Raw genomic sequence first — 21,244 nt, forward strand, 5'->3', positions numbered from 1 at the left:
TATGAGCTTGATTAACAAAATGCTGCAAGACCTCGACGCGCGCGGCGGAGCCGGCGCGAAGGCGGGAGGCGACGCCGTGCGTTCGGTGGCGCCAACGGGCATGCGCTCGCCTACCATGCTGGCGGTGCGCACTGGCGTGGCATTGACGGCGCTGGCGCTGGCCGTGTGGTACGGCTGGACGCAGATGCACAAGCCGCCGCCATTCAAGGCGCCGAAAGTGGTTGGCGCAGCGGAGGTCAATGGCAAAGCCGCGCCGGCCGCTGCACCGGCGCCAGCACCTGCACCGGCGCCGGCATCGGTATCAGCGCCCGCACCTGCACCAGTGCCGGCATCTGTACCAGCGTCCGGCGGGGTTGCCGCCGCTGCGGCAAGCGTCGCTGCGCCTGTCAATGCGGCGCGGGAAGCCAGCCGCGCGGCGCGGGCGGAACGCATCGAAGCGCGCCGCAAGCAGGAAGAAGCGCAGCAGGGCGACCTGGCGGCGCAACTGGCCGATGCGAAGCGCAAGGCCAAACAGGCACGGGCGGAAGCGCAAGCGCTGGCCGCGTCCCATGCGCAGGCTGCAAAAGCGGCTGCCGCCCGCCCGCAGCCCCGCGTTGAAGCCAAGGCGGTGCCACTGCAGCGCCAGGCCGACGGCAGTGGCGTGACCATGACGTCGGAGCAGCAGGCGGATAACGCTTACAAGCGTGCATTGGCCATGCTGCAGGATGGCCGTGTGCAAGATGCAATGGCGGGCCTGGAACAGGCGGTGTTTGCCTATCCGCGCCATGACGCCGCGCGCCAGGCATTGGTGGGCTTATTGCTGGAAGCGCGGCGCAACGATGAAGCCATGCGCCATTTGCAGCTGGGGCTGGGCTTGGATCCCAAGCAGCAGCAAATGGCCATGCTGCTGGCGCGTTTGCAAATCGAGCGCGGCGGCCCGGCCGTGGAAACACTGATGCGCACGTTGCCATATGCGGGTAACAACCCGGATTACGTGGCGTTCCTGGCCGGCGCGCTGCAAAAGGTCCAGCGGCATCGGGAAGCTGTCGAGCAATACCAGGCCGCGCTGCGGCTGATGCCGCAAAACGGCGTGTGGTGGATGGGCATGGGGATTTCGCTGCAGGCCGACAAGCGCAATGCGGAAGCGGTGGAAGCGTACAACCATGCCAAGGCCAGCGGCAGTCTGTCGCCGGAACTGGCGTCGTTTGTGGAGCGCAAGCTGGCGCAGATCGCACGCTAGCACTCAACCCGTGAGCGCCGCTATATTGGCGTCTCTTAAGGTTGCGTTGTGGCCTGTCACAGGCTGGCTTGCTCACCCCAGATCTGTTTCATGGAAAACCGCACGTCGGCCTGGTCTTCACTGAGCGCTTCGCTGATCGCGCATTCCGGGTCGTCGGAGCGGCGCACGATCTGGATGATGCCGGATGCATCGCGCAGCGGCTTGCCTGCCGCATCGCGCAGGCATTGCACTTGTACTGCGCCATTGCCGTCGCGCTGCGTGACGACGCCGACTTCCGCATTTTGCAGGCGCACCAGCGTACCGGGCGGGAATTTGCCAAGTTTGGCGGCAAACTGCGTGCACAGCGCATGGTCGCCGAATTTCGCTTCATCGCTGAGTATGCTGGCCAGCGCCGTATCGGGCAGCACGGAACTGCGGTAATTGCGGGCGGATACTTGCGCGCAATAGCGGTCGGCCAGGCTGATCAAACGGGCGTTTTGCTGGATTTCCACGCCGGAACAGCCAACCGGGTAGCCGCTGCCGTCATCGTTTTCATGGTGCTGCAGCACGCAGGCAATCCAGTCTTCATCGCTGACACCGGCATCGCGCAGCAGGTCCACGCTTTCCAGCGGGTGGCGGCGCACGATGGACATTTCCTCGCTGGTCAGCGCGGACGATTTATGGAACGTGTTCTGGTAGCGCAACATGCCGACGTTCATCGTCAGGGCGGCCGCCGTGATGGTGAGGATTTCACTGTCCGCCTTGCGCAAGCCATGGGCGACTATGATGGCGACAATCGCCGTTTCGATGCAGTGGCGCACGGCGTAGGTGCCGTTAATCTGGTTCAGGAAAATGCAGGCCAGCGCAATGTCGGGATTTAATTCGACGGCACGGATCACGTCGCGCGCCACGGCGCGCAATTCGCTTTCCGCATTGCGCTCGGCGCGCAAGTCCACCAGCAATTTTTCCAGCCGGCGGTTTGCTGCATTCAATTCATGCAGCACCGAAGGCGCCGCCGCTTGCGGCGCGGGCATGTCGCCCATGACAAGGTCTTTCAGGCTACTGATGTATTGATTCATGATCATCCCCACCACCGCGGCCTGCTCGTGGCGGCCGCTTTTTATATGCGCGCCAGGCGTTCCAGTGCAAGCGCCAGCGTGTCATCTTTCTTTGCAAAGCAGAAACGGACGATGCCCGATTCCTTGCCTTGCCGGTAAAACGCGGACACGGGGATGGCCGCCACTTTAACTTCCGTAGTCAGCCATTCGGCGAATTCCGCTTCGCGCATGTCCGATATCCCATCATAACGCACGCACTGGAAATAAGTCCCGTCCGCCGGTAACAACGTGAAGCGGCTGCCCTGTAAACCGTTGCGGAAAAGGTCACGCTTGCGCTGGTAAAAGGCGGGCAATTCCAGATACGGCTTCGGATCAGCCATATACGATGCAATCCCGTGCTGCATCGGCGTATTGATCGAGAAAACGTTGTATTGGTGGACTTTACGGAATTCCACCATCAGCGGGGCCGGCGCCGCCACGTAGCCTATTTTCCAGCCCGTCACGTGATACGTCTTGCCGAAACTCGACACGACGAAGGCGCGGGCCGCCAGTTCCGGGTGGCGGCACACGGATTCGTGGCGCACGCCGTCATACACCATGTGTTCATACACTTCATCGGACAAAATCAGCACGTCCGTGCCACGAACAATATCGGCCAGCGCCTGCATATCCGCTTCGCGCAAGACGGCGCCGGTCGGATTGTGCGGCGTATTGATCAGGATCATGCGGGTTTTCGCCGTGACGGCGGCCTGCACCTGGTCCCACGGCACGCTGTAGCCATTGCCGCCCAAGGTCATCGCCACCGTGACGGGGATGCCGCCGGCCAGTTCGATGGCAGGCTGGTAAGAGTCATAGGCAGGTTCGATGACGATGACTTCATCGCCCGGGTGGATCGCGCACAGGATGGCCGTGGTCAGCGCCTGCGTGGCGCCGCACGTGACGGTGATTTCCGTGTCGGGGTGGTACTGGTGGCCATAAATCGCGGCGACTTTATTGGCAATCGCGTGGCGCAACACCGGCGCGCCGCTCATCATCGGGTACTGGTTGAAGCCATGGCGCATGGCGTCGGCCACCATGTCCGGCAGCGCCGGGTCGCACGCGAAATCCGGGAAACCCTGGCCCAGGTTCACTGCGCCATGTTCCTGTGCCAGCGCCGACATGCGGGTAAAGACCGTGGTGCCGACTGCCGGCAGGCGGCTGGTCAGGGTGGGCGTTGCAGGGCTGGCTGGCGGAATTTGGCGGCTGTTCATAGGTGGATAGCGAAAGATGCGGTAAAGCTTATTCTAACGCAGCGCCCACCATGCAGTGTTGCTCTTATACCTATTTTTCCAGGCGATCAAGCTTCCAGCCGCCATGCGTCAGGCTGGACAATCTGGAACATGCCGGCTTTAGCCAGTTTGCGGGCCAGTTTCAGCAGGGCTTTGTCTTTCGTGATCAGCGTATCGGCATGGGCATCGCGCGCCAGTTCCAGGAATTTCTGGTCATCGCGGTCGGAACAGACCGGCAGGCGGGTGCCGGATGCGGGCGGCGCCACGACTTTAATCAAGGCGTCGAAACGGGCTGCGCAGGCGGGGCGGGTGTCATCCGTCAGCGGCAAATGCGGGTAGTGCAGCACCACCAGGTATTCATTGCGGCAATCAGAGCGGGTAATGGCTTCCACGGCGCCCGATTCCATCGCCGCCAGCAATTCCGCACGGCGCGGATCGTTAAACACAAACAAGTCCAGGCAAACATTGGTGTCCAGCACCAGGCGTTTGGCTGATTTGGGGGGATTTGGTGAATCAGTTATCATGTCGCTTGATTTTAAGTAAGTTTTTTGGATTGTATGCTGATAGTACTGTCGCCCGCAAAGAGCCTGGACCTGGAAACACCGCCCACCACCAGGCTTCGCACCGAACCCCAGTTTCTCGACCATTCTTCCCAGCTGATTAACCGCCTGCGTGAATTCGCGCCAGCGGAAATCGGTGAATTAATGGATATTTCCGACGCGTTGTCGGCGCTGAACGTGGCGCGCTATGCGTCGTGGACCCAAGATACGTCGGAAGCCCGTCCCGCAGTCATGACCTTTAATGGCGACGTGTACGATGGCCTGGCTGCCCGGACGCTGACGCCGAAACAGCTCGACTACACGCAATCGCGCGTGCGCATTTTGTCCGGCCTGTATGGCATGCTGCGCCCGCTGGATGTGATCCACCCGCACCGCCTGGAAATGGGGACCCGGCTGTCCAACCCGCGCGGCAAGGATTTGTATGCGTTTTGGGGCGACACCATTACCGAAGCGCTGAACCGCACGGCGGAAGAGCAGGGCGCGGAAGTGCTGGTGAACCTGGCATCGGAAGAATATTTTAAATCCGTGCGCAAAGCGAAATTAAAAGTGCCAGTGATTACGCCAGTGTTTGAAGACTGGAAAAACGGCAAATACAAGATCATTTCGTTTTATGCGAAACGCGCGCGGGGTTTGCTGGCGCGCTATGCGGCGGTCCATCATATTCACGATCCGCAAAAGCTGAAGGCGTTCGACACGGATGGGTATGCATTCGTGCCGGATGCGTCGGATGAGCGTCACTGGATTTTCCGCCGCAAACTGGCAGATGCCTGAAACGCCAAACGGACCGGCATGCCGGTCCGTTTCATTGAATCAGGCGGGCATTAACCCCAGAATTTCCACCAGGCTTTATCCTTGTCGGCATCGCCTTTCAGGAACTTGCTTTCCGGGTAGTTTTGCTTGAAGACGCGCAGCGCATCGTCGTGCAGGGCTTTGTTGCCCATCTTGTCGTAGCCGCGGATCATGATGTACAGCGCTTCTTCAATCGACGGCGAATCGCGGTAATCGGCAATCACGCCCTGGGCGCGGTTGATGGCGGCCAGATAGGCGCCGCGGCGGTAGTAGTAGCGGGCCACGTGCACTTCGTACGACGCCATTGCATTGATCAGGTACTTCATGCGGTCGATCGCGTCTGGCGTGTATTGGCTGTTGGGGAACTTTTCCACCAGCGCCTTGAACGCGGCATACGCTTCGCGCGTGGCTTTTGGGTCACGCTCGGTCGGGTCTTGCTCGTAAATAAAGTTCAGGAAGCTGATCTGGTCGTTAAAATTGATCAAGCCCCGCAAGTAATACATGTAGTCGACGTTTGCGTGGTTCGGGTGCAGCTTGATGAAGCGTTCGACGGCGGCCAGCGCCTGTGCCTGGTCTTGCGCTTTATACTGTGCATAGGCGATATTCATCTGTGCCTGCTGCGCATACGTACCGAATGGATAGCTCGATTCCAGCTTTTCGAACAATTGGACGGCACGCTCGTAGTGGCCGCCGTTCAATTCCTCCATGGCCTCCGAGTATAATTTCGTCGCGGACCAGCCTTTGGTTTCATCTGCCTTTTCAGGCAGCAAACTACACGCGGATAAGCCAAGCAGTACGACGGTTGCTGCAATTACCGATAATTTTTTTTGCATGTTGTTTCGCAAGAACGTTTTAACCAAATTTGATACAACTGGCTGATTATAGCCGATGGGAATGCTGTGACTTTAAACAATAATGAATTTGACGCCGACACCGATGACTTCCTGGCCGATGAAGAGGCCGGCGATCCGCTGGCGCCCATCGAGCTGCAACTGAGCCCGGAAGTATGCGGCGAACGCCTGGACAAAGTCATCTCGAAACTGGTGCCGCAATTTTCGCGCGGCCGCCTGCAAATGTGGATCGAAGAAGGCTTTGTCACCGTCGATGGCAAGACCACGAAAACCCGCGCCACCGTGTACGGCGATGAAAAAGTACTGATTTTGCCGCAGCCGGACCAGGAGGCGGAAGCCTTCAAGGCGGAAGAAATGGACCTGGACATCGTGTTTGAAGATGACCATTTGATCGTCATTAACAAACCGGCTGGGCTGGTCGTGCATCCGGGTTCCGGCAACTGGTCCGGCACCTTGCTGAACGGCCTGCTGCACCACTGCCCGCAATTGCGCGGCGTGCCGCGCGCCGGCATCGTGCACCGCCTGGACAAGGATACGTCCGGCCTGATGGTGGTCGGCAAGACCTTGGCCGCCCAGACGGAACTGGTGCGCCAGCTGCAAGCCCGTACCGTCAAACGCGAATACTGGTGCCTCGTGTGGGGCACGCCGCAGACCACGTGCACGATTAACCTGTCGATGGGCCGCCACCCGCGCGACCGCGTAAAAATGGCCGTGTCGAACACGATGGGATCCAAACCGGCCATTACGCGCTATGAGCGGATTGAATCGGGCAAGCTGGAAGACCGCCCGGTCAGCCTGGTGCAGTGCCGGCTAGAAACAGGCCGTACCCACCAGATCCGCGTGCACATGTCGCACGTGGGCTTCCCGCTGATTGGCGACCAGGTTTATGGCAAAGCGCACTTGACGCACTTCTTCCCGCGCCAGGCATTGCAGGCGCGCCGCCTGGGCCTGATCCACCCGGCCACGGGCGAGGCGGTCGAATGGCGCGTGCCGCTGGCCGACGATTTCGCGGACTTGCTGGAACAGTGCGGCATTGAAAACCCGGGCCTGAGCGACGTGGGCGCGGAAGATGAAGAAGTCGAATATGACTACGACTTCGGTGTCGATGACGACGATGAAGATGACGACGAGCACGAAGTTGAAATCATCCGTGTTTGATGCCCTCAACGTGCCCGGCTGGGCGCCCGCCGACTGGCCGGATTTGCCGCCCAACGTTGGCGCATTGATGACGATGCGCCGCGGCGGTGTCAGCGCCGCGCCTTACGATGACGGGCAGGGCGGCGGCGGCTTGAACCTCGGCACCCACGTGGGCGACGCGCCCCACCACGTGGCGGCAAATCGCGCGGCGCTGACGTCCGTATTGCCGGAGGAGCCTGTCTGGCTGAACCAGGTGCACGGCGTCGCCGTCGCCAATGCCGATACCGTGCGTCCCGGCGACGTGCCGGAAGCCGATGCGGCAGTGGCGCGCCGCCCGGGTGCGGTCTGCGCCGTGATGACAGCCGATTGCCTGCCTGTGCTGTTTTGCGATGCGCAAGGTCAAATCGTTGGCGCCGCCCATGCGGGCTGGCGCGGGTTGGCCAATGGCGTGCTGGAACAGACTGTGCAAACCATGCGCGACGATGGCGCCGGTGAAATCCTTGCGTGGCTGGGCGCAGCTATCGGTCCCGAGAAATTCGAAGTGGGGCCGGAAGTACTGCAAGCGTTTGTTGCGCGTGCAACGAATGAGTCCATGGACAACGCCATCCGCGCCGCCTTCCATCCCATTGCCGGTAAATCCGGCAAATACCTGGCCGACATTTACCAGTTGGCCCGGTGCCTGCTGAACGCCATCGGCGTGACGAAAATAGCCGGAGGTGAATATTGCACCGTGTTAAATTCGGGGCGTTTTTATTCTTACCGCCGTGATGGCGTCACTGGCCGCCAGGCCAGCCTGATCTGGATTAAAGACATTGTTTGATCCTGAGGCCGGCAGTACATACGTCATTCCCGCCTGCGCGAGGATGACGGTACGACCATTTAATCAGGTGAATTTTCCTCTTTGCTGGCATGCTGCGCTGCAGCATTTTCCTGTATCATGGCAGCTTTGCGGCGCCGCCGTCCGCCGCCTGTTATATAAATCAGTATTCCTAATGGCAACACGCAGTACATTAAAAACGTCATAATGCCGGCAACAAACGACGGTTCGGTCAGCGCCATCAGCGCTACCACGTAGATCCAAGCAACAGCAATCAGCAGCATAAGCAGTCCCGGTTAAAAACTTTCAAAATGGACTTAAACATGAAATTGCCTGATCCTCAAGCCTTTGCCAACGCCTGGATGTCGCAGTTCAGCGACCCTAACCAGTGGCAATCCTGGTTCAACATGGTGCCGGAAGTGCAGTCGCACCCTGTGACGGCCATCCTGCGCGATGCGGGAGCCGCCATCAAGCCTGACGTGATCGAGCAACTGAAAAACGACTATATCGCGCAGTTTTCCACACTGTGGCAAGATTTTATCGGCGGCAAATCGCCGGAAGTCACCGACCGCCGCTTTTCGTCGGCAGCATGGCAAAGCAATCCGGTGACGGCATTCAATGCCGCATCCTACCTGCTGAATGCAAAATTCCTGACCGCCATGGCGGAATCCATTGAAGCGGCGCCGCAACAGCAGCAGCGCATCCGCTTCGCCGTCCAGCAAGTGGTGGACGCGATGTCGCCGGCCAATTTCCTCGCCACGAATCCGGAAGCCCAGCAAAAGCTGGTGGAAACCAAAGGCGAAAGCTTGACCAAAGGTTTGGCCAATATGCTGGCCGACATGAATAAGGGCCACATTTCGCTGTCCGATGAATCGGCTTTCGAAGTGGGTAAAAACCTGGCCAATACGCCAGGCCAGGTGGTGTATGAAAATGACTTGTTCCAGCTGATCCAATACACGCCGACGACGGAAACCGTGCACGAGCGTCCATTGCTGCTGGTGCCGCCTTGCATCAACAAGTTCTACATCCTGGACTTGCAGCCTGAGAATTCCGTCGTGCGTTATGCGGTAGAGCAGGGCAATACGGTGTTCCTCGTGTCGTGGCGCAATCCCGACCAGTCGTTGGCAAAGACTACGTGGGATGATTACGTGGACGATGGCGTCATCAATGCCATCCATCTGGTGCAGGAAATCACGGGCCAGGACAAGCTGAACACCTTGGGCTTTTGCGTGGGCGGCACCCTGCTGAGCACGTCGCTGGCCGTGATGGCGGCGCGCGGTGAAAACCCGGCGTCCAGCGTCACCCTGCTGACCACGTTCCTGGACTTCAGCGATACGGGCGTGCTCAGCGTGTTTGTCGACGAAGCGCAAGTGCAGCTGCGCGAACAAACGCTGAAATCCGGCGGCTTGATGCCGGGCCGCGACCTGGCGACGACGTTCTCCAGCCTGCGTCCCAATGACCTGGTGTGGAATTACGTGCAGTCGAATTACCTGAAGGGCAATGAACCGCCGCCATTCGATTTGCTGTACTGGAATTCGGACAGCACGAATTTGCCCGGTCCGATGTTCTGCTGGTATCTGCGCAATACTTACCTGGAAAACAATTTGAAGCATCCGGGTAAATTGACGGTGGCTGGCGAGAAAGTCGACTTGTCCGCCATTGATGCGCCGGCATTTATTTACGCATCGCGTGAAGACCATATCGTGCCATGGACGTCCGCTTATGAATCGAATGACATCCTGAACCCGAAAAAGCCGAAGAATAACCGCTTTATTTTGGGCGCGTCCGGCCACATTGCAGGGGTGATCAATCCTGCGTCGAAAAACAAGCGCAGCTATTGGACTAACGATGCGGCGCCGAAGAAAGGCGCCAAGCGCCTGGATGCGAATGCATGGTTTGACGGCGCCACCGAACATAAAGGCAGCTGGTGGCCGGAGTGGGCGGCATTCCTGGCGGAACACGGCGGCAAGGATGTGCCGGCGCCGAAAATGCACGGCAGCAAAAAGTATTTGCCAATTGAAGCGGCGCCAGGCCGTTATGTGAAAGCCAAGGCGGATTAATTCAGGAACCGAGCAGGAACTCAGCTGTTGCAATGCGGTCCCTATCGTGTTGCAACGCGAAAACCTGTGCCACCGGCGTTTTTTTCACTCTATAATAGGCGCCAGAGGTACACGTAAAAAAGCGGACCTTGGTCCGCTTTTTTTTCAAAATAACCGTGAAAGCGCTGCGGCGCAAAAAATGGAACTTGTGATGACTGGTGCAAAGAAAAACGCGGAACGCTTGATCAAGAAATACCCTAATCGCCGTTTATACGACACGCAAACCAGTTCCTACATCACGTTGACCGATGTGAAGCAGCTCGTGCTCGACAATGAAGAATTCACGGTGGTCGACGCGAAATCCAACGAGGATTTGACCCGCAGTATCCTGCTGCAAATCATTCTGGAAGAAGAAGCCAGCGGCGTGCCGATGTTTTCCACCGGCGTGCTGGCGCAAATCATCCGCTATTATGGCCACGCGATGCAGGGCATGATGGGTTCTTATCTGGAAAAGAATGTCGAAGCCTTCACGGATATCCAGCGCAAATTCACCAGCGCCACGCTTGACGGCAAGCCATTTAGCCCGGAAATGTGGTCGCAATTCATGAATGTGCAAGGCCCGATCATGCAGGGCATGATGAACAATTACATCGACCAGAGCAAAACCCTGTTCGTGCAAATGCAAGAGCAAATGCAAAACCAGAGCAAGTCGCTGTTCAGCGCATTTCCGTTCATGAATCCGGTGGTGCCGCCGACGGACAAGAAATAAAATGCAAAACCGGGCCTGGAGCCCGGTTTTTTAGTTACTGGAGCAGTGAAATCACCAGCGCAGGGGTCACGTTACTCTTGCGCATCATCGCCGTGCTCGACTGCAGCAGCATCAGCTGCACGGTCGCATTCGCGGTTTCATCGGCAAAGTCCGCATCCATGTAGCGGCCTTCCGCCGACTGGCCATTTTCCACGGCAGTCTGCAAGTTATTGAACGTGTGGTCGAGGCGGTTGATCAGCGCCCCCAGTTCTGAACGCGATTGCGCCACCAGGTTGATGGCGGTGTTGATGCGCCCGATTACGGCATTGGCGCCGCCGCTGGTGAGCAATTCCGCACCGGTATCGGTCACGCGGGTTTCAATCGTATGGTCCGGCAAGACCACCTGGTAGGGCACATTGACGCCTGATGTGTTGCGGGTGGCGTCCAGCGCATTGTTGTACAGCGTTTCAAATTGGTATTGCGTGCTTTCTTCGGCGGAAGCGCCAAACTGGAAACGCGTCAGGAAATCATTGGCGGGTTTTCCCGTCAACAAGCCATTTTCACCGTACAGTAAATCTTCCTTGACTTGTCGCTCATTTTGCCGGCCCAGCTCATCGTATTCCGTTTGCATGGCCTGGCGGTCGGCGTCGGTATAACTGCCATCGGCTGCCTGCGTGGCCAATTCCTGCATGCGCGACATGGAGCGGTTCAGGCTTTCCAGCACGGAATCCATGGTTTGCAATTTGGAAATACTGTTTTGCGTATTGCGCATTGCCGTCTTCATGCCTGCATTTTGCGCGTGCAGGCGCGTGGCAATTTGCAGGCCGGCGGCATCGTCCTGGCCTGAGTTGATCCGGTAACCCGTCGCCAGCCGCTCGTTGGACACGCTCAGCGAACGCTGAGAGCGGCCCGCCGCATTGATCGCGGCAAGCGAGGCGTGGTTGGTGTGCATGCTAAGCAAGATATTTTTTCCTTGGTTTTTCCACGAGGAAAATCTTTATCTGGGTTAATTGTACTACACACCACGCTTGCAGCTTGACGCATTTTCGCATCAGTAGCGGATTTTCAGTGACTTGCATGCGCGATGTCGTGTCGTAGCGGGATGTTGCCGCGAAAAAGTAGTTTTCCAACATTTCTGTTGACGGGAGATTTTCTTCACTGTTAGTATCTGGACATCGGTGGAAGCGCTTCCACTCAGCAGTTGACCGATCCCTTCGACCGTTTTTGAGGAGTTTCCCTGTGGTAAATATTGAGTTCGATCTGCCATCCGGTTCTGTGTTGTGGAACAAGGATTTTTTGCTGGGTGTGGCGACGGCGGCGTATCAGATTGAAGGCGCGGCCACTGCCGATGGCCGCCTGCCGTCGATCTGGGATACCTTTTCCGCGACGCCAGGCAAGGTGCTGCACGGCGATACGGGCGACGTGGCCTGCGACCATTACCATCGGTGGGAACAGGATGTGGATTTGATCGCCAGCCTGCATGTCGATGCCTACCGCCTGTCGATTTCGTGGCCGCGCGTGATGGATGCGGAGGGCAATCCGAACCGCAAAGGCTTGGCGTTTTACAAGCGCTTGCTGAAAGCGCTGCGTGAACGCGGCTTGAAGACGTTCGTCACCTTGTACCACTGGGATTTGCCGCAGCACCTGGAAGATGCGGGCGGCTGGGTCAACCGCGATACGGCGCTGCGCTTTGCCGACTACGCGGATCTGGTCAGCCGTGAACTGGCCGGCCTGGTCGATGCGTGGGCGACCTTGAACGAACCGTGGTGCTCCGCATACCTGGGCTATGCGAATGGCCACCATGCGCCAGGCAAGCAAGACATCGTGTTTGCCACGCAGGCCATGCACCATTTGCTGCTGGGGCACGGCCTGGCCGTGCGCAAGCTGCGCGCCAATGACCCGGGTGCGCAAGTGGGCATCGTGGCCAATGTGGGGCGGGGCACGACCAATGGCGGCAGCGCGGCGGACCGCCGTGCAGCGGAACTGTTTGAAATCCAGCATAACAACTGGGTGCTCGACCCGCTGCTGAAAAAACAGTACCCCGCCGCGCTGTGGGAATTGTGGCCCGGCGCACAGCCGATGGCGCTCGATGGCGACATGGACATCATCGGTGCGCCGCTCGATTACCTGGGCATCAATTACTACTTCCGCACCAACGTCGTCAGCGATGGCGCGCATGGCTTCACGGAAGTGCCTTTGGCCGGCGTGGAGCGCACGCAAATGGGGTGGGAAGTCTATCCGCAAGGGCTGTATGACTTGCTGACGGGCTTCAAGCGCAACTATCCGCAGCTGCCGCCCATCTACATCACGGAAAACGGCACGGCGTCGGATGACAAGGTGGTGGACGGCGCCGTGGAGGACCCCCAGCGCATTGCATTCCTGAGCCGGCATTGGACGGCAGTCGACAGTGCGGTGAAGGAGGGCGTCGATATCCGCGGCTACTTTATCTGGTCGCTGATGGACAACTTTGAATGGGCCTTTGGCTACGAGCGCCGCTTCGGCATCGTGCATGTGGACTACGCGACGCAGGCAAGGACGCCCAAGCGCAGTGCGCAGCTGGTGAAACGCTTCCTCGCCGACCGCGCAAGGCGCGAGTAAGCCGCCACGGTTATGATAGCGTTCCCAATAATATGATTGCGCAAACATCGCGCGACACCGGAGACTACAATGCACAACAATATCGGGCTGGCCGCCATGCTGGCGCTGGCGATACCTGCCAATGTACTGGCCCAGCAGCCGTTGAAAGCCAATGTGATCCACTGGTGGACGTCTGGCGGCGAGTCGGCCGCCGTGCGCCAGTTTGCCGACGCGTACAACAAGGCCGGCGGGCTGTGGGTCGATAACGCGATTGCCGGCGCGGACCAGGCCCGCGCCACCACCATCAACCGCATCGTCGGCGGCACGGCGCCTGTGGCGGCGCAATTCAATACGTCCAAACAATTCCGCGACATCGTAGAACAGGGCATGCTGAACAACGTCGATGACGTGGCGGCGCAAGGCAAATGGGACCAGGTGCTGCCGCAGCCGATACTGGACGCGATCCGCATCAACGGCCATTACTATGCCGCGCCCGTCAACATCCACATGCCGGGCTGGTTCTTTTATTCGAAGCCGGCCTTTAAAAAGGCGGGTATTGCGGCGGAACCGCAAAACTGGGAAGAGTTCATTGCGGCGCTGGGCAAACTGAAAAGCGCCGGGCTGGTGCCGCTGGCCTTTGGCGGCCAGGTGTGGCAAGAGAAGATCACCTTCGATGCAGTATTCGCCGTGGTGGGGGGGCGGGATTTGTACCTGAAGGTATACCGCGACCACGACCAGGCTGCCATCAAATCCGACGCCTTTAAGCAGGTGCTGGTGCAATTCAAGCGCTTGCGCGGCTTTGTCGACGCGGGTTCGCCTGGCCGCAACTGGAATGACGCGACGGCGATGGTGGTGTCCGGTAAAGCAGGCGTGCAAATCATGGGCGACTGGGCCAAGGGTGAATTCGCGGCCGCGAACCTGGTGGCTGGCAAGGATTACGGCTGCTTCCCAGGCTTCGGCCCGAAGTCGCCGTACATGGTGGCGGGCGATGCATTTGTGTTCCCGAAGTCGAACAAGGCGGACGTGGTGAAGGCGCAAAAGCTGCTGGCGTCCGTTGTCACCGCGCCGGCTTCGCAAGTGGCGTTCAGCGCCCGCAAGGGTTCGATCCCCGCGCGTCTCGATATCGACGGCGCGGGCCTGGACCAGTGCGCGCAACTGGGGCTGTCCATCATTAAAGATAAGTCGCGCCAGTTGCCGAATCCGGAAATGCTGGTGCCGCCAGACCAGAATGGCGCGCTGCAAGACGTGCTGACGAATTTCTGGAACCGCAACCAGGCAGCGGAAGACGCACAAAAAGCGTTTGCCGCCGCACTGAAAGGGTAAGCCATGGCGTCCATGATCAGGCGAAGCGGCGCCGCCACGTCGGTTGCCGCGTATGCGGCGCTGGCGCCGATGGCGGTGACCGTACTGCTGTGCTACCTGGGAACGATGGTGTGGACTGCGCGCGTATCGACGACCAGCGCACGGACGTTCCCCGCCGATGATTTTGTCGGGCTGGCGCAATACGTCAAGCTGTTCGATAACGACCGCTGGCTGGTGTCGCTGCACAACATCGGTATTTACGGCGGGCTGTTTATTGCGGCCAGCCTCGTGGCCGGCTTTTTGCTGGCCGTGTTTATCGATCAGAAGGTGATGGCCGAAGGCGTGCTGCGCACGGTGTTCCTGTATCCGTATGCGATGTCGTTCGTGGCCACGGGCCTGGTGTGGCAGTGGATGCTCAATCCTGAACTGGGCTTGCAGGCGGTATTGCAGCAATGGGGCTTTAGCGGCGCCCGGTTCGACTGGATCGTGGACCAGGACATGGTGATCTATACAGTGGTCATTGCCACTGTATGGCAGGCGGCCGGTCTGGTGATGGCGCTGCTGTTGTCGGGCTTGCGCGGCATTGATGAAGAAATCTGGAAAGCGGCCCGTATCGACGGCATTCCCCGCTGGCGCGTCTACGTCAGCATCGTGCTGCCGATGCTGGGTCCATCGCTGTCGACGGCGTTCGTGCTGCTGTTCGTCATGGTGGTCAAGCTGTTCGACGCCGTCGTGGCCATGACGCAAGGCGGGCCCGGCACGGCGTCGGAAGTGCCGGCCAAGTTCATCATGGACTATTTGTTTGGCCGCGCGAACCTGGGGCTGGCTTCAGCGGCATCCATCGTGCTGCTGTTGACGGTGCTGGCGATTGTGGCGCCCGTGTATTACGCGAAGAACCGCGCCGGCCGGCGCATGGAGGCGTGATGGATAAATCCCTGTCAATTCCCGCGCTTGCGGTAGCCGGCAGTGAGCCTGTCGCGGCGCGGGTGGGCGCCGCGCCAATGCGCGGTGCTGGCGGCGCACCGGGTGAAGCGGCGCTGGCGCAGTCCGGCAAGCAGCCGCCGTCACCTGCACGGCCGCCTCGCAGCGGGTGGGCGCGCGCCTTCACGCCGGCCCGGCTTGGCGTGTACGGTTTCCTCATGATGGCGGCGCTGTTTTTCCTGTTGCCGCTGTACGTGATGGTGGCAACGTCGGTGAAGCCGATGGAAGAAATCCGCCTTGGCGCACTGTTTGCACTGCCGGTGGCGCCCACGTTCGAGCCGTGGCGGGCGGCATGGCAGTCGGCCTGCACGGGCCTGGAATGCAGCGGTATCCAGGGCGGCTTCTGGAATTCCGTGCGCATCGTCGTGCCCAGCGCCGTGCTGTCGATTTTAGTGGGGGCCGTGAATGGTTATGCGCTGTCATTCTGGCGCATCCGTGGTGCCAGCGTGCTGTTTGGCGTGCTGATGGCTGGGGCGTTCATCCCCGCGCAAGTGATGCTGTATCCGATGGTGCGCATGCTGGCGGCGGCGGACCTGTTCGGCACCTTGCCTGGCGTCGTGCTGGTGCACACGGTGTTTGGCATGCCGGTGATGACGCTGTTGTTCCGCAATTATTACGCGGCGCTGCCGCAGGAATTGTTCAAGGCAGCCCGCATCGATGGGGGCGGCTTCTGGCGCATTTTCTTTGAACTGATGCTGCCGATGTCGGTGCCGGTGGTTGTCGTGGCGCTGATCATGCAGGTGACGGGGATCTGGAATGACTTCCTGCTTGGCCTCGTGTTTGCAGGGACGGAAAACCTGCCGATGACGGTCCAGTTGAACAACATCATCAACACCACCACGGGTGAGCGCCTCTACAACGTGAATATGGCGGCCACGATCTTGACGTCGCTGGTGCCGCTGACCCTGTACTTTGTTTCCGGCCGCTGGTTTGTGCGCGGCATCGCCTCTGGCGCAGTGAAAGGATAAGACCATGGCAAATGTAGCGATCCGTAATTTGCAAATTACGCTGGGCGGCAACCGCGTGATCGACCAGCTGAATCTTGATGTGCAGGCAGGGGAATTTGTCGTGCTGCTGGGGCCATCGGGCTGCGGCAAGTCGACCTTGCTGCACACGATTGCGGGCTTGAACGACGTGTCGGACGGCAGCATTGAAATCGGCGGCCGCGACATGACGTGGGCGGACCCGAAAGACCGCGGCATTTCACTGGTGTTCCAGTCGTATGCACTGTATCCGACCATGGACGTGGAAAAAAATATGTCGTTTGGCCTGCGCATCAATGGCACGCCGAAAGCGGAAATTGCCCGCCGCGTGCAGCGCGCCGCTGACATGCTGCATTTGCAGCCGCTGTTGAAGCGCAAGCCTGCCAACTTGTCGGGCGGGCAGCGGCAGCGCGTGGCAATTGGCCGCGCCATCGTGCGGGAAGCGGATGTGTTCCTGTTTGACGAACCGCTGTCGAACCTGGACGCCAAGCTGCGCACGGAATTGCGGCGCGAATTGAAGCAGCTGCACCGCCAGCTGGGCGCCACCATGATTTACGTGACGCACGACCAGGTTGAAGCCATGACGCTGGCGGGGCGCATGGCTGTCATGCGGGGCGGCGTGATCCAGCAATATGACACGCCGGCCAACGTCTATCACACGCCGGCCAACCTGTTCGTGGCGACGTTCCTAGGTTCGCCCGGCATGAACCTGTTCCGGGGCAGGTTGGCGGTGCATGGCGCCAGCGTCATGTTCGCCAATGAGCACATGCAGTTCGATGTGTCGGCGTATCCCTTTGCCGATGCGCCGGTGTCCGGCCAGGCGTGTGTGCTGGGCGTCCGGCCGGAAGATGTCAGCGCCATTAACGATGGCGCACTGGCGGGGCGGTTGACGCTGGTGGAAGAAATGGGCAATCACCATGTGCTGTGGCTGGACTTCCATGGCAGCCAGGTGGCGTGCATTTTGAATGGGCAGGATGCGCCGGCGGCGGAAGCCACGGTGGCGTTCCGCCTCAATACTGAACGGCTGCATTTGTTCGACGAGGCCAGCGAACAGCGCCTCTAAGCGGCATTCCCCGATTCCTTGATTTTTGGCGTGCGCGGCACGCCAGGGGCCCCTGCATGCCTGCGATTTGAGGAGGTTCAATGAAGTACAGATAACTGACGTTGATGGTGTCCCGTTTGCAGCGGCCGCAGAGCCGCGACCCTTACCAATCCACTGGAACGAAGCGAGGAAAGACATGCAAGTGAATAAAACCACCCTGAAGAAAACCAGCCTGGCGAAAACGCAGATGGCGCTGGCCATTGCCCAGCTCACGCTGCTGGCCAGCGGCGCCGCCATGGCGCAGCAAGCACCGGCGGAAGGCGCGCCGGCGCCAGCGGCCGGCGAACCGGAACGCATCGTGGTGACGGCCAACCGCCGCGCATCGTTTGTGCAGGATACGCCGCTGGCCGTGACGGCGTTTACGCAAGACACGCTGGCCAACAACCAGGTCAAGGATCTCGGGACGCTGACGGCCCTGGTGCCCAGCCTGGTGGTGGAGCCGCACAGCGATTCCGGCGGTGTCCACGTGTACATGCGCGGCGTGGGTTCGGCCAACCATACGGAACTGGGTGATCCGGCAGTGGCGTTTTACGTGGACGGCATATACCTGCCGCGCCCGCAAGCCGCCACGGCGCTGATGTATGACATGTCGCACGTGGAAGTGGCGCGCGGGCCGCAAGGCACGCTCAATGGCCGCAACTCGACTGCGGGCGCCGTGAACCTCGTGTCCAGCGCGCCGAACACGCAAAAACTGATGGGTTCCGGCAGCCTGACGTTCGGCGACCGCCATCACGTGCAGACGCAGGGCATGATCAACATCCCGCTGTCGGAAGACATGGCGCTGCGCTTTGCCGGCATCAAGGATAGCGCGGACGGCACGGTGGACTTCCTGCGCGGCTCGAACGTGCTGCCGGGCGCGAAAAAATACGGCGCGACCGACCAGACGGGCATGCGCGCTTCGTTCCTGTGGAAGATCTCGCCGGACTTGAAGGGGACGGTGATTGCCGACTATTACAGCGACAAGGGTGCGGGCAATATCTACCTGCCGATTGAAATCAAGCCGGGCCAGGACCGCCGCGCCGCGCTGATCGACACGCCGGGTGCGCTGGACCAGTCGATCACGACGTACAAAGGCAAGCTGGTTTGGAACGCCACGGAGTCGCTGGAAGCGCAATACATGGGCAGCTGGAGCCGCTTGAAGCGGACCAACGCCAGCGATGCGGATGCGGGCCTGTATCCCGGCTTTAAATCGGAAAACCGTACCGAGTGGAGCCGCTTTGACAGCACGTCGCATGAACTGCAATTGCGTTCGACTGCGCAAGGCCCGGTGCAATGGGTGGGCGGCCTGTTCAAATTTGATGAAAACAACCGCATCCGCTTCGACATTGACCGTAGCCAGATTTCCGAAGCCCAGCTGCAGCAAGACATCGCTGCCGGCAACGTGATTTTCGTGCAGCCGACTGTCGGGCAGTATGCGTCGGCCATGTCGTTTATCCAGGGCCGTCGTGAGTTGAGTTCCAAGGCCGCCTTTGCGCAAGGCAGCTACGACGTCAACGACCAGACCAAGCTGACGGCGGGCGCCCGTTATACGAAGGACCGCAAGTCCGACACGGGCGGCCAGAACTGGGCCTGCCCGAACTGGCCGGACAATGTCCCGCGCGGCGCCACGGTGCTGACGCCGAACCAGATTAAACAGCTGGTGACGCCGGGCACGGGCATGATCAATACGCACAATATCGGGCCGGGCGGCATCGTGTCGGTGGCCAATTGCGGCAATACGCCGGGCGACAACACGGCGTCGCTGGAATACAGCCAGGCCACGTATCTGGGCCGCGTGGAATACAAGCCGATGAAAGACGTACTGGCGTTTGCATCGGTAACGACGGGCTTCCACTCGCCCGCGATTGGCGACGGCGGCGCCACGACGAAACCGGAAAAGCTGACCAGCTATGAAATCGGCTTCAAGTCGGACTTGCTGAACAAGGCGCTGACCTTGAACCTGGACGCGTTCCTGATGAAGTACAAGGACAAGCTGGAATCGCAGGTGGTCAACAATACACTGCAAAACTTTAATGCTGCCGGGGCGACGGTGCGCGGACTTGAAGCGGAATTCGCATGGCGTCCGACCGGCGCCGACCGTTTCAGCGGCAATGCCACGTGGCTGAAGGCGCGCTATGACGATTTCCTGTCGTGCGACGTGGATGCGGCGCGCGCCAATGGCCAGTCTTGCGGCACGACGGCGCCGACGGAAAACGTGGGCGGCAATGTGCTTAAACACGCGCCGGCGTTCGCCACCACGCTGATGTATGAGCACGACTTCAATGCGGGTAAAGGCAAGCTGACGCCGCGCATCGCGCTGCACCATGAGACCAAGTCGTTTATCGGCGCCGGCGCCTTTGCCCGTGACGTGCCTGGCCACGCGGGCGTGAAAGAGCAGGCTGCGTATTCGACGCTGGACTTGAGCGTGCGCTACGAGCCGCTGAACAAGGCGTACACGGCGGAACTGTTCATCAATAACGCGACGGACAAGGAAGTCAAATACGATGCGATCGAAGTGTGCACGCAGGTGGGCGCGCCATGCCAGCCCAACCAGCAGATCTGGGCGGCGTATTACAACCAGCCGCGCAGCTTTGGCGGGCGGGTGTCGTTCAAGTTCTGAAGTTTATGCAGGAGAGGGAGGGGACCTTTCCACGCCCCGTATACGTCTTTCGCCTTAAATCAATGTCTTAAACCGCCGGAAACGGAACTTCCGTTGTCTTATTTTGTCGAAATTACAGGCGTCATCGATACGGCGCCTGTTCCGGGGATTGAAGACAAATTCACCGGCCTTTCCGCGAGTTTAAGACAGGAGTTTAAGCATGAAGACGTATATTCCAGACTTCATTTTGCGGAGAGTACATGGGGGCCGTCCAGCCATACGCCATGCTGCCAAGGAAGCGCGCACTGAACAGACGGAAAAGGATTATAAGCGTCGAACTAACGCGGAATTACTCCCTCCGCCTTGCAAGCAGCCGAGGTCGCCTTTGGCTGACATGCCGGAATGGGTGATGAATAGCAGGCGGAAAAATTGCAAGTGCCTGGGCGATACGATGTTTGAAGATTGAATGTACTTTGACGGATGGATTCCAGGAAGCGCCCGCTAGCGGTGAGCGGGCGCTTTAGCACTATTACTCGTTATCGAGCAACACGTTGTAGATCACGGCACCCAGGATGGCGCCAATGATAGGGGCCGCCCAGAACAGCCACAGGTCCCCCAGTGCGCCGGTTTGTGCGAACAGGGCAGGGCCGGTGCTGCGGGCCGGGTTCACCGACGTGTTCGAAACCGGGATCGACACCAGGTGAATCAAGGTCAGGCACAGGCCGATGGCCAGGCCGCCGAAACCGCCGGCGGCGCGCTTGGAGGTTGCGCCCAGGATGACCATCAGGAAGATGGCCGTCATGACCACTTCGCACACCAGTACGGACACCATGCTATAGCCGCCTGGCGAGTTTGCGCCATAACCGTTGGAGGCAAAGCCGCCCACGCCGCTGAAGCCGGTTTTGCCGGATACGATCAGGAACAGGACTGCCGCGGCGGCAATGGCGCCCAACACTTGCGACACAATGTAGCCCGGCAGTTCTGCAGCCTTGAAGCGGCCACCGACCACGAGGCCGACGGAAACAGCAGGGTTGAAGTGGCCGCCGGAAATCGGGCCCAGAGCGTAGGCGCCGGTCAGCACCGTCAGGCCAAATGCCAGCGAAACACCCAGCAGGCCGATACCGACTCCTGGAAACGCGGCGGCCAGCACGGCGCTACCACAGCCGCCCAAGGTCAGCCAGAACGTACCGAGGAACTCGGCCGACCATTTTTTTACATTGCTCATTATTGACTCTTTCAAAGTGTGTTACGTAACC

19 protein-coding genes are annotated in these 21,244 nt (G+C 59.9%); 12 read left to right on the forward strand and 7 right to left on the reverse strand.

The window, feature by feature from the left end:
- The first annotated feature begins 1 nt into the window (after window position 1).
- A complete protein-coding gene (locus tag GM668_RS21525) occupies window positions 2–1,219 on the forward strand; it encodes a tetratricopeptide repeat protein (protein WP_155441016.1) in 1,218 nt (405 codons plus the stop codon).
- A gap of 56 nt (window positions 1,220–1,275) precedes the next feature.
- On the opposite strand, the gene GM668_RS21530 is transcribed toward GM668_RS21525, so the two are convergent.
- The 3 genes from GM668_RS21530 to GM668_RS21540 all read right to left on the reverse strand — a co-directional run bounded on the left by GM668_RS21530 (window position 1,276) and on the right by GM668_RS21540 (window position 4,048).
- Window positions 1,276–2,277: an HD-GYP domain-containing protein gene (locus GM668_RS21530; RefSeq protein ID WP_229499656.1), complete on the reverse strand. Its 1,002-nt coding sequence runs from the start codon at window positions 2,275–2,277 to the stop codon at window positions 1,276–1,278.
- A 41-nt stretch (window positions 2,278–2,318) separates the two neighbouring features.
- Entirely contained in the window at window positions 2,319–3,506 is a 1,188-nt protein-coding gene (locus GM668_RS21535) for a pyridoxal phosphate-dependent aminotransferase (protein ID WP_155441017.1), read from the reverse strand.
- A gap of 86 nt (window positions 3,507–3,592) precedes the next feature.
- Window positions 3,593–4,048, reverse strand: a complete 456-nt coding sequence (locus GM668_RS21540) for a putative toxin-antitoxin system toxin component, PIN family (RefSeq protein WP_155441018.1) — start codon at window positions 4,046–4,048, stop codon at window positions 3,593–3,595.
- 33 nt (window positions 4,049–4,081) lie between these two features.
- On the opposite strand from GM668_RS21540, the gene yaaA reads away from it, so the two are divergent.
- A complete protein-coding gene (yaaA, locus tag GM668_RS21545) occupies window positions 4,082–4,855 on the forward strand; it encodes a peroxide stress protein YaaA (protein WP_155441019.1) in 774 nt (257 codons plus the stop codon).
- A 50-nt stretch (window positions 4,856–4,905) separates the two neighbouring features.
- Here yaaA and GM668_RS21550 read toward each other — a convergent pair whose 3' ends face one another.
- Window positions 4,906–5,706 (reverse strand): outer membrane protein assembly factor BamD, encoded by an 801-nt coding sequence (locus tag GM668_RS21550; protein ID WP_155441020.1) that lies wholly within the window; start codon window positions 5,704–5,706, stop codon window positions 4,906–4,908.
- Between the two features lie 66 nt (window positions 5,707–5,772).
- Here GM668_RS21550 and GM668_RS21555 point away from each other — a divergent pair, with 66 nt between their 5' ends.
- Window positions 5,773–6,882, forward strand: a complete 1,110-nt coding sequence (locus GM668_RS21555; protein ID WP_371868751.1) for an RluA family pseudouridine synthase — start codon at window positions 5,773–5,775, stop codon at window positions 6,880–6,882.
- Between the two features lie 67 nt (window positions 6,883–6,949).
- Window positions 6,950–7,681: a peptidoglycan editing factor PgeF gene (pgeF, locus tag GM668_RS21560; RefSeq protein ID WP_229499709.1), complete on the forward strand. Its 732-nt coding sequence runs from the start codon at window positions 6,950–6,952 to the stop codon at window positions 7,679–7,681.
- A gap of 59 nt (window positions 7,682–7,740) precedes the next feature.
- Here pgeF and GM668_RS21565 read toward each other — a convergent pair whose 3' ends face one another.
- Entirely contained in the window at window positions 7,741–7,962 is a 222-nt protein-coding gene (locus GM668_RS21565) for a hypothetical protein (RefSeq protein ID WP_155441022.1), read from the reverse strand.
- A gap of 39 nt (window positions 7,963–8,001) precedes the next feature.
- On the opposite strand from GM668_RS21565, the gene phaC reads away from it, so the two are divergent.
- The gene (phaC, locus tag GM668_RS21570) at window positions 8,002–9,738 is read left to right on the forward strand and encodes a class I poly(R)-hydroxyalkanoic acid synthase (RefSeq protein WP_155441023.1); all 1,737 of its coding nucleotides are present in this window, start codon (window positions 8,002–8,004) and stop codon (window positions 9,736–9,738) included.
- Between the two features lie 190 nt (window positions 9,739–9,928).
- A complete protein-coding gene (phaR, locus tag GM668_RS21575; RefSeq protein ID WP_155441024.1) occupies window positions 9,929–10,486 on the forward strand; it encodes a polyhydroxyalkanoate synthesis repressor PhaR in 558 nt (185 codons plus the stop codon).
- A gap of 34 nt (window positions 10,487–10,520) precedes the next feature.
- Here the strand turns inward: phaR and GM668_RS21580 are convergent, their stop codons facing one another.
- The gene (locus tag GM668_RS21580; RefSeq protein ID WP_229499711.1) at window positions 10,521–11,417 is read right to left on the reverse strand and encodes a flagellin N-terminal helical domain-containing protein; all 897 of its coding nucleotides are present in this window, start codon (window positions 11,415–11,417) and stop codon (window positions 10,521–10,523) included.
- A gap of 287 nt (window positions 11,418–11,704) precedes the next feature.
- On the opposite strand from GM668_RS21580, the gene GM668_RS21585 reads away from it, so the two are divergent.
- From GM668_RS21585 to GM668_RS21610, 6 genes are all read left to right on the forward strand, one after another.
- Window positions 11,705–13,063, forward strand: a complete 1,359-nt coding sequence (locus tag GM668_RS21585; protein ID WP_371868752.1) for a GH1 family beta-glucosidase — start codon at window positions 11,705–11,707, stop codon at window positions 13,061–13,063.
- A gap of 96 nt (window positions 13,064–13,159) precedes the next feature.
- The gene (locus GM668_RS21590; protein ID WP_229499713.1) at window positions 13,160–14,365 is read left to right on the forward strand and encodes an ABC transporter substrate-binding protein; all 1,206 of its coding nucleotides are present in this window, start codon (window positions 13,160–13,162) and stop codon (window positions 14,363–14,365) included.
- Window positions 14,366–14,368: 3 nt separating this feature from the next.
- A complete protein-coding gene (locus tag GM668_RS21595) occupies window positions 14,369–15,268 on the forward strand; it encodes a carbohydrate ABC transporter permease (RefSeq protein ID WP_155441027.1) in 900 nt (299 codons plus the stop codon).
- Window positions 15,269–15,345: 77 nt separating this feature from the next.
- The gene (locus GM668_RS21600; RefSeq protein WP_155441123.1) at window positions 15,346–16,293 is read left to right on the forward strand and encodes a carbohydrate ABC transporter permease; all 948 of its coding nucleotides are present in this window, start codon (window positions 15,346–15,348) and stop codon (window positions 16,291–16,293) included.
- A gap of 4 nt (window positions 16,294–16,297) precedes the next feature.
- Window positions 16,298–17,371: an ABC transporter ATP-binding protein gene (locus GM668_RS21605; protein ID WP_155441028.1), complete on the forward strand. Its 1,074-nt coding sequence runs from the start codon at window positions 16,298–16,300 to the stop codon at window positions 17,369–17,371.
- Between the two features lie 175 nt (window positions 17,372–17,546).
- The gene (locus GM668_RS21610; RefSeq protein WP_155441029.1) at window positions 17,547–20,009 is read left to right on the forward strand and encodes a TonB-dependent receptor; all 2,463 of its coding nucleotides are present in this window, start codon (window positions 17,547–17,549) and stop codon (window positions 20,007–20,009) included.
- Between the two features lie 508 nt (window positions 20,010–20,517).
- Here GM668_RS21610 and aqpZ read toward each other — a convergent pair.
- A complete protein-coding gene (gene aqpZ / locus GM668_RS21615; RefSeq protein WP_170305765.1) occupies window positions 20,518–21,216 on the reverse strand; it encodes an aquaporin Z in 699 nt (232 codons plus the stop codon).
- Window positions 21,217–21,244 lie beyond the last annotated feature (28 nt).

Source organism: Pseudoduganella ginsengisoli, from assembly GCF_009720865.1.
Lineage (GTDB): Bacteria > Pseudomonadota > Gammaproteobacteria > Burkholderiales > Burkholderiaceae_D > Rugamonas > Rugamonas ginsengisoli.

Excerpts from the sequence above, each read along its gene's own strand:
- GM668_RS21525 (WP_155441016.1), top strand. The coding sequence starts at position 2 with ATGAGCTTGATTAACAAAATGCTGCAAGACCTCGACGCGCGCGGCGGA.
- GM668_RS21530 (WP_229499656.1), bottom strand. The coding sequence starts at position 2,277 with ATGAATCAATACATCAGTAGCCTGAAAGACCTTGTCATGGGCGACATG.
- GM668_RS21535 (WP_155441017.1), bottom strand. The coding sequence starts at position 3,506 with ATGAACAGCCGCCAAATTCCGCCAGCCAGCCCTGCAACGCCCACCCTG.
- GM668_RS21540 (WP_155441018.1), bottom strand. The coding sequence starts at position 4,048 with ATGATAACTGATTCACCAAATCCCCCCAAATCAGCCAAACGCCTGGTG.
- yaaA (WP_155441019.1), top strand. The coding sequence starts at position 4,082 with ATGCTGATAGTACTGTCGCCCGCAAAGAGCCTGGACCTGGAAACACCG.
- GM668_RS21550 (WP_155441020.1), bottom strand. The coding sequence starts at position 5,706 with ATGCAAAAAAAATTATCGGTAATTGCAGCAACCGTCGTACTGCTTGGC.
- pgeF (WP_229499709.1), top strand. The coding sequence starts at position 6,950 with ATGACGATGCGCCGCGGCGGTGTCAGCGCCGCGCCTTACGATGACGGG.
- GM668_RS21565 (WP_155441022.1), bottom strand. The coding sequence starts at position 7,962 with ATGCTGCTGATTGCTGTTGCTTGGATCTACGTGGTAGCGCTGATGGCG.
- phaC (WP_155441023.1), top strand. The coding sequence starts at position 8,002 with ATGAAATTGCCTGATCCTCAAGCCTTTGCCAACGCCTGGATGTCGCAG.
- phaR (WP_155441024.1), top strand. The coding sequence starts at position 9,929 with ATGACTGGTGCAAAGAAAAACGCGGAACGCTTGATCAAGAAATACCCT.
- GM668_RS21580 (WP_229499711.1), bottom strand. The coding sequence starts at position 11,417 with ATGCACACCAACCACGCCTCGCTTGCCGCGATCAATGCGGCGGGCCGC.
- GM668_RS21590 (WP_229499713.1), top strand. The coding sequence starts at position 13,160 with ATGCTGGCGCTGGCGATACCTGCCAATGTACTGGCCCAGCAGCCGTTG.
- GM668_RS21595 (WP_155441027.1), top strand. The coding sequence starts at position 14,369 with ATGGCGTCCATGATCAGGCGAAGCGGCGCCGCCACGTCGGTTGCCGCG.
- GM668_RS21600 (WP_155441123.1), top strand. The coding sequence starts at position 15,346 with ATGCGCGGTGCTGGCGGCGCACCGGGTGAAGCGGCGCTGGCGCAGTCC.
- GM668_RS21605 (WP_155441028.1), top strand. The coding sequence starts at position 16,298 with ATGGCAAATGTAGCGATCCGTAATTTGCAAATTACGCTGGGCGGCAAC.
- GM668_RS21610 (WP_155441029.1), top strand. The coding sequence starts at position 17,547 with ATGCAAGTGAATAAAACCACCCTGAAGAAAACCAGCCTGGCGAAAACG.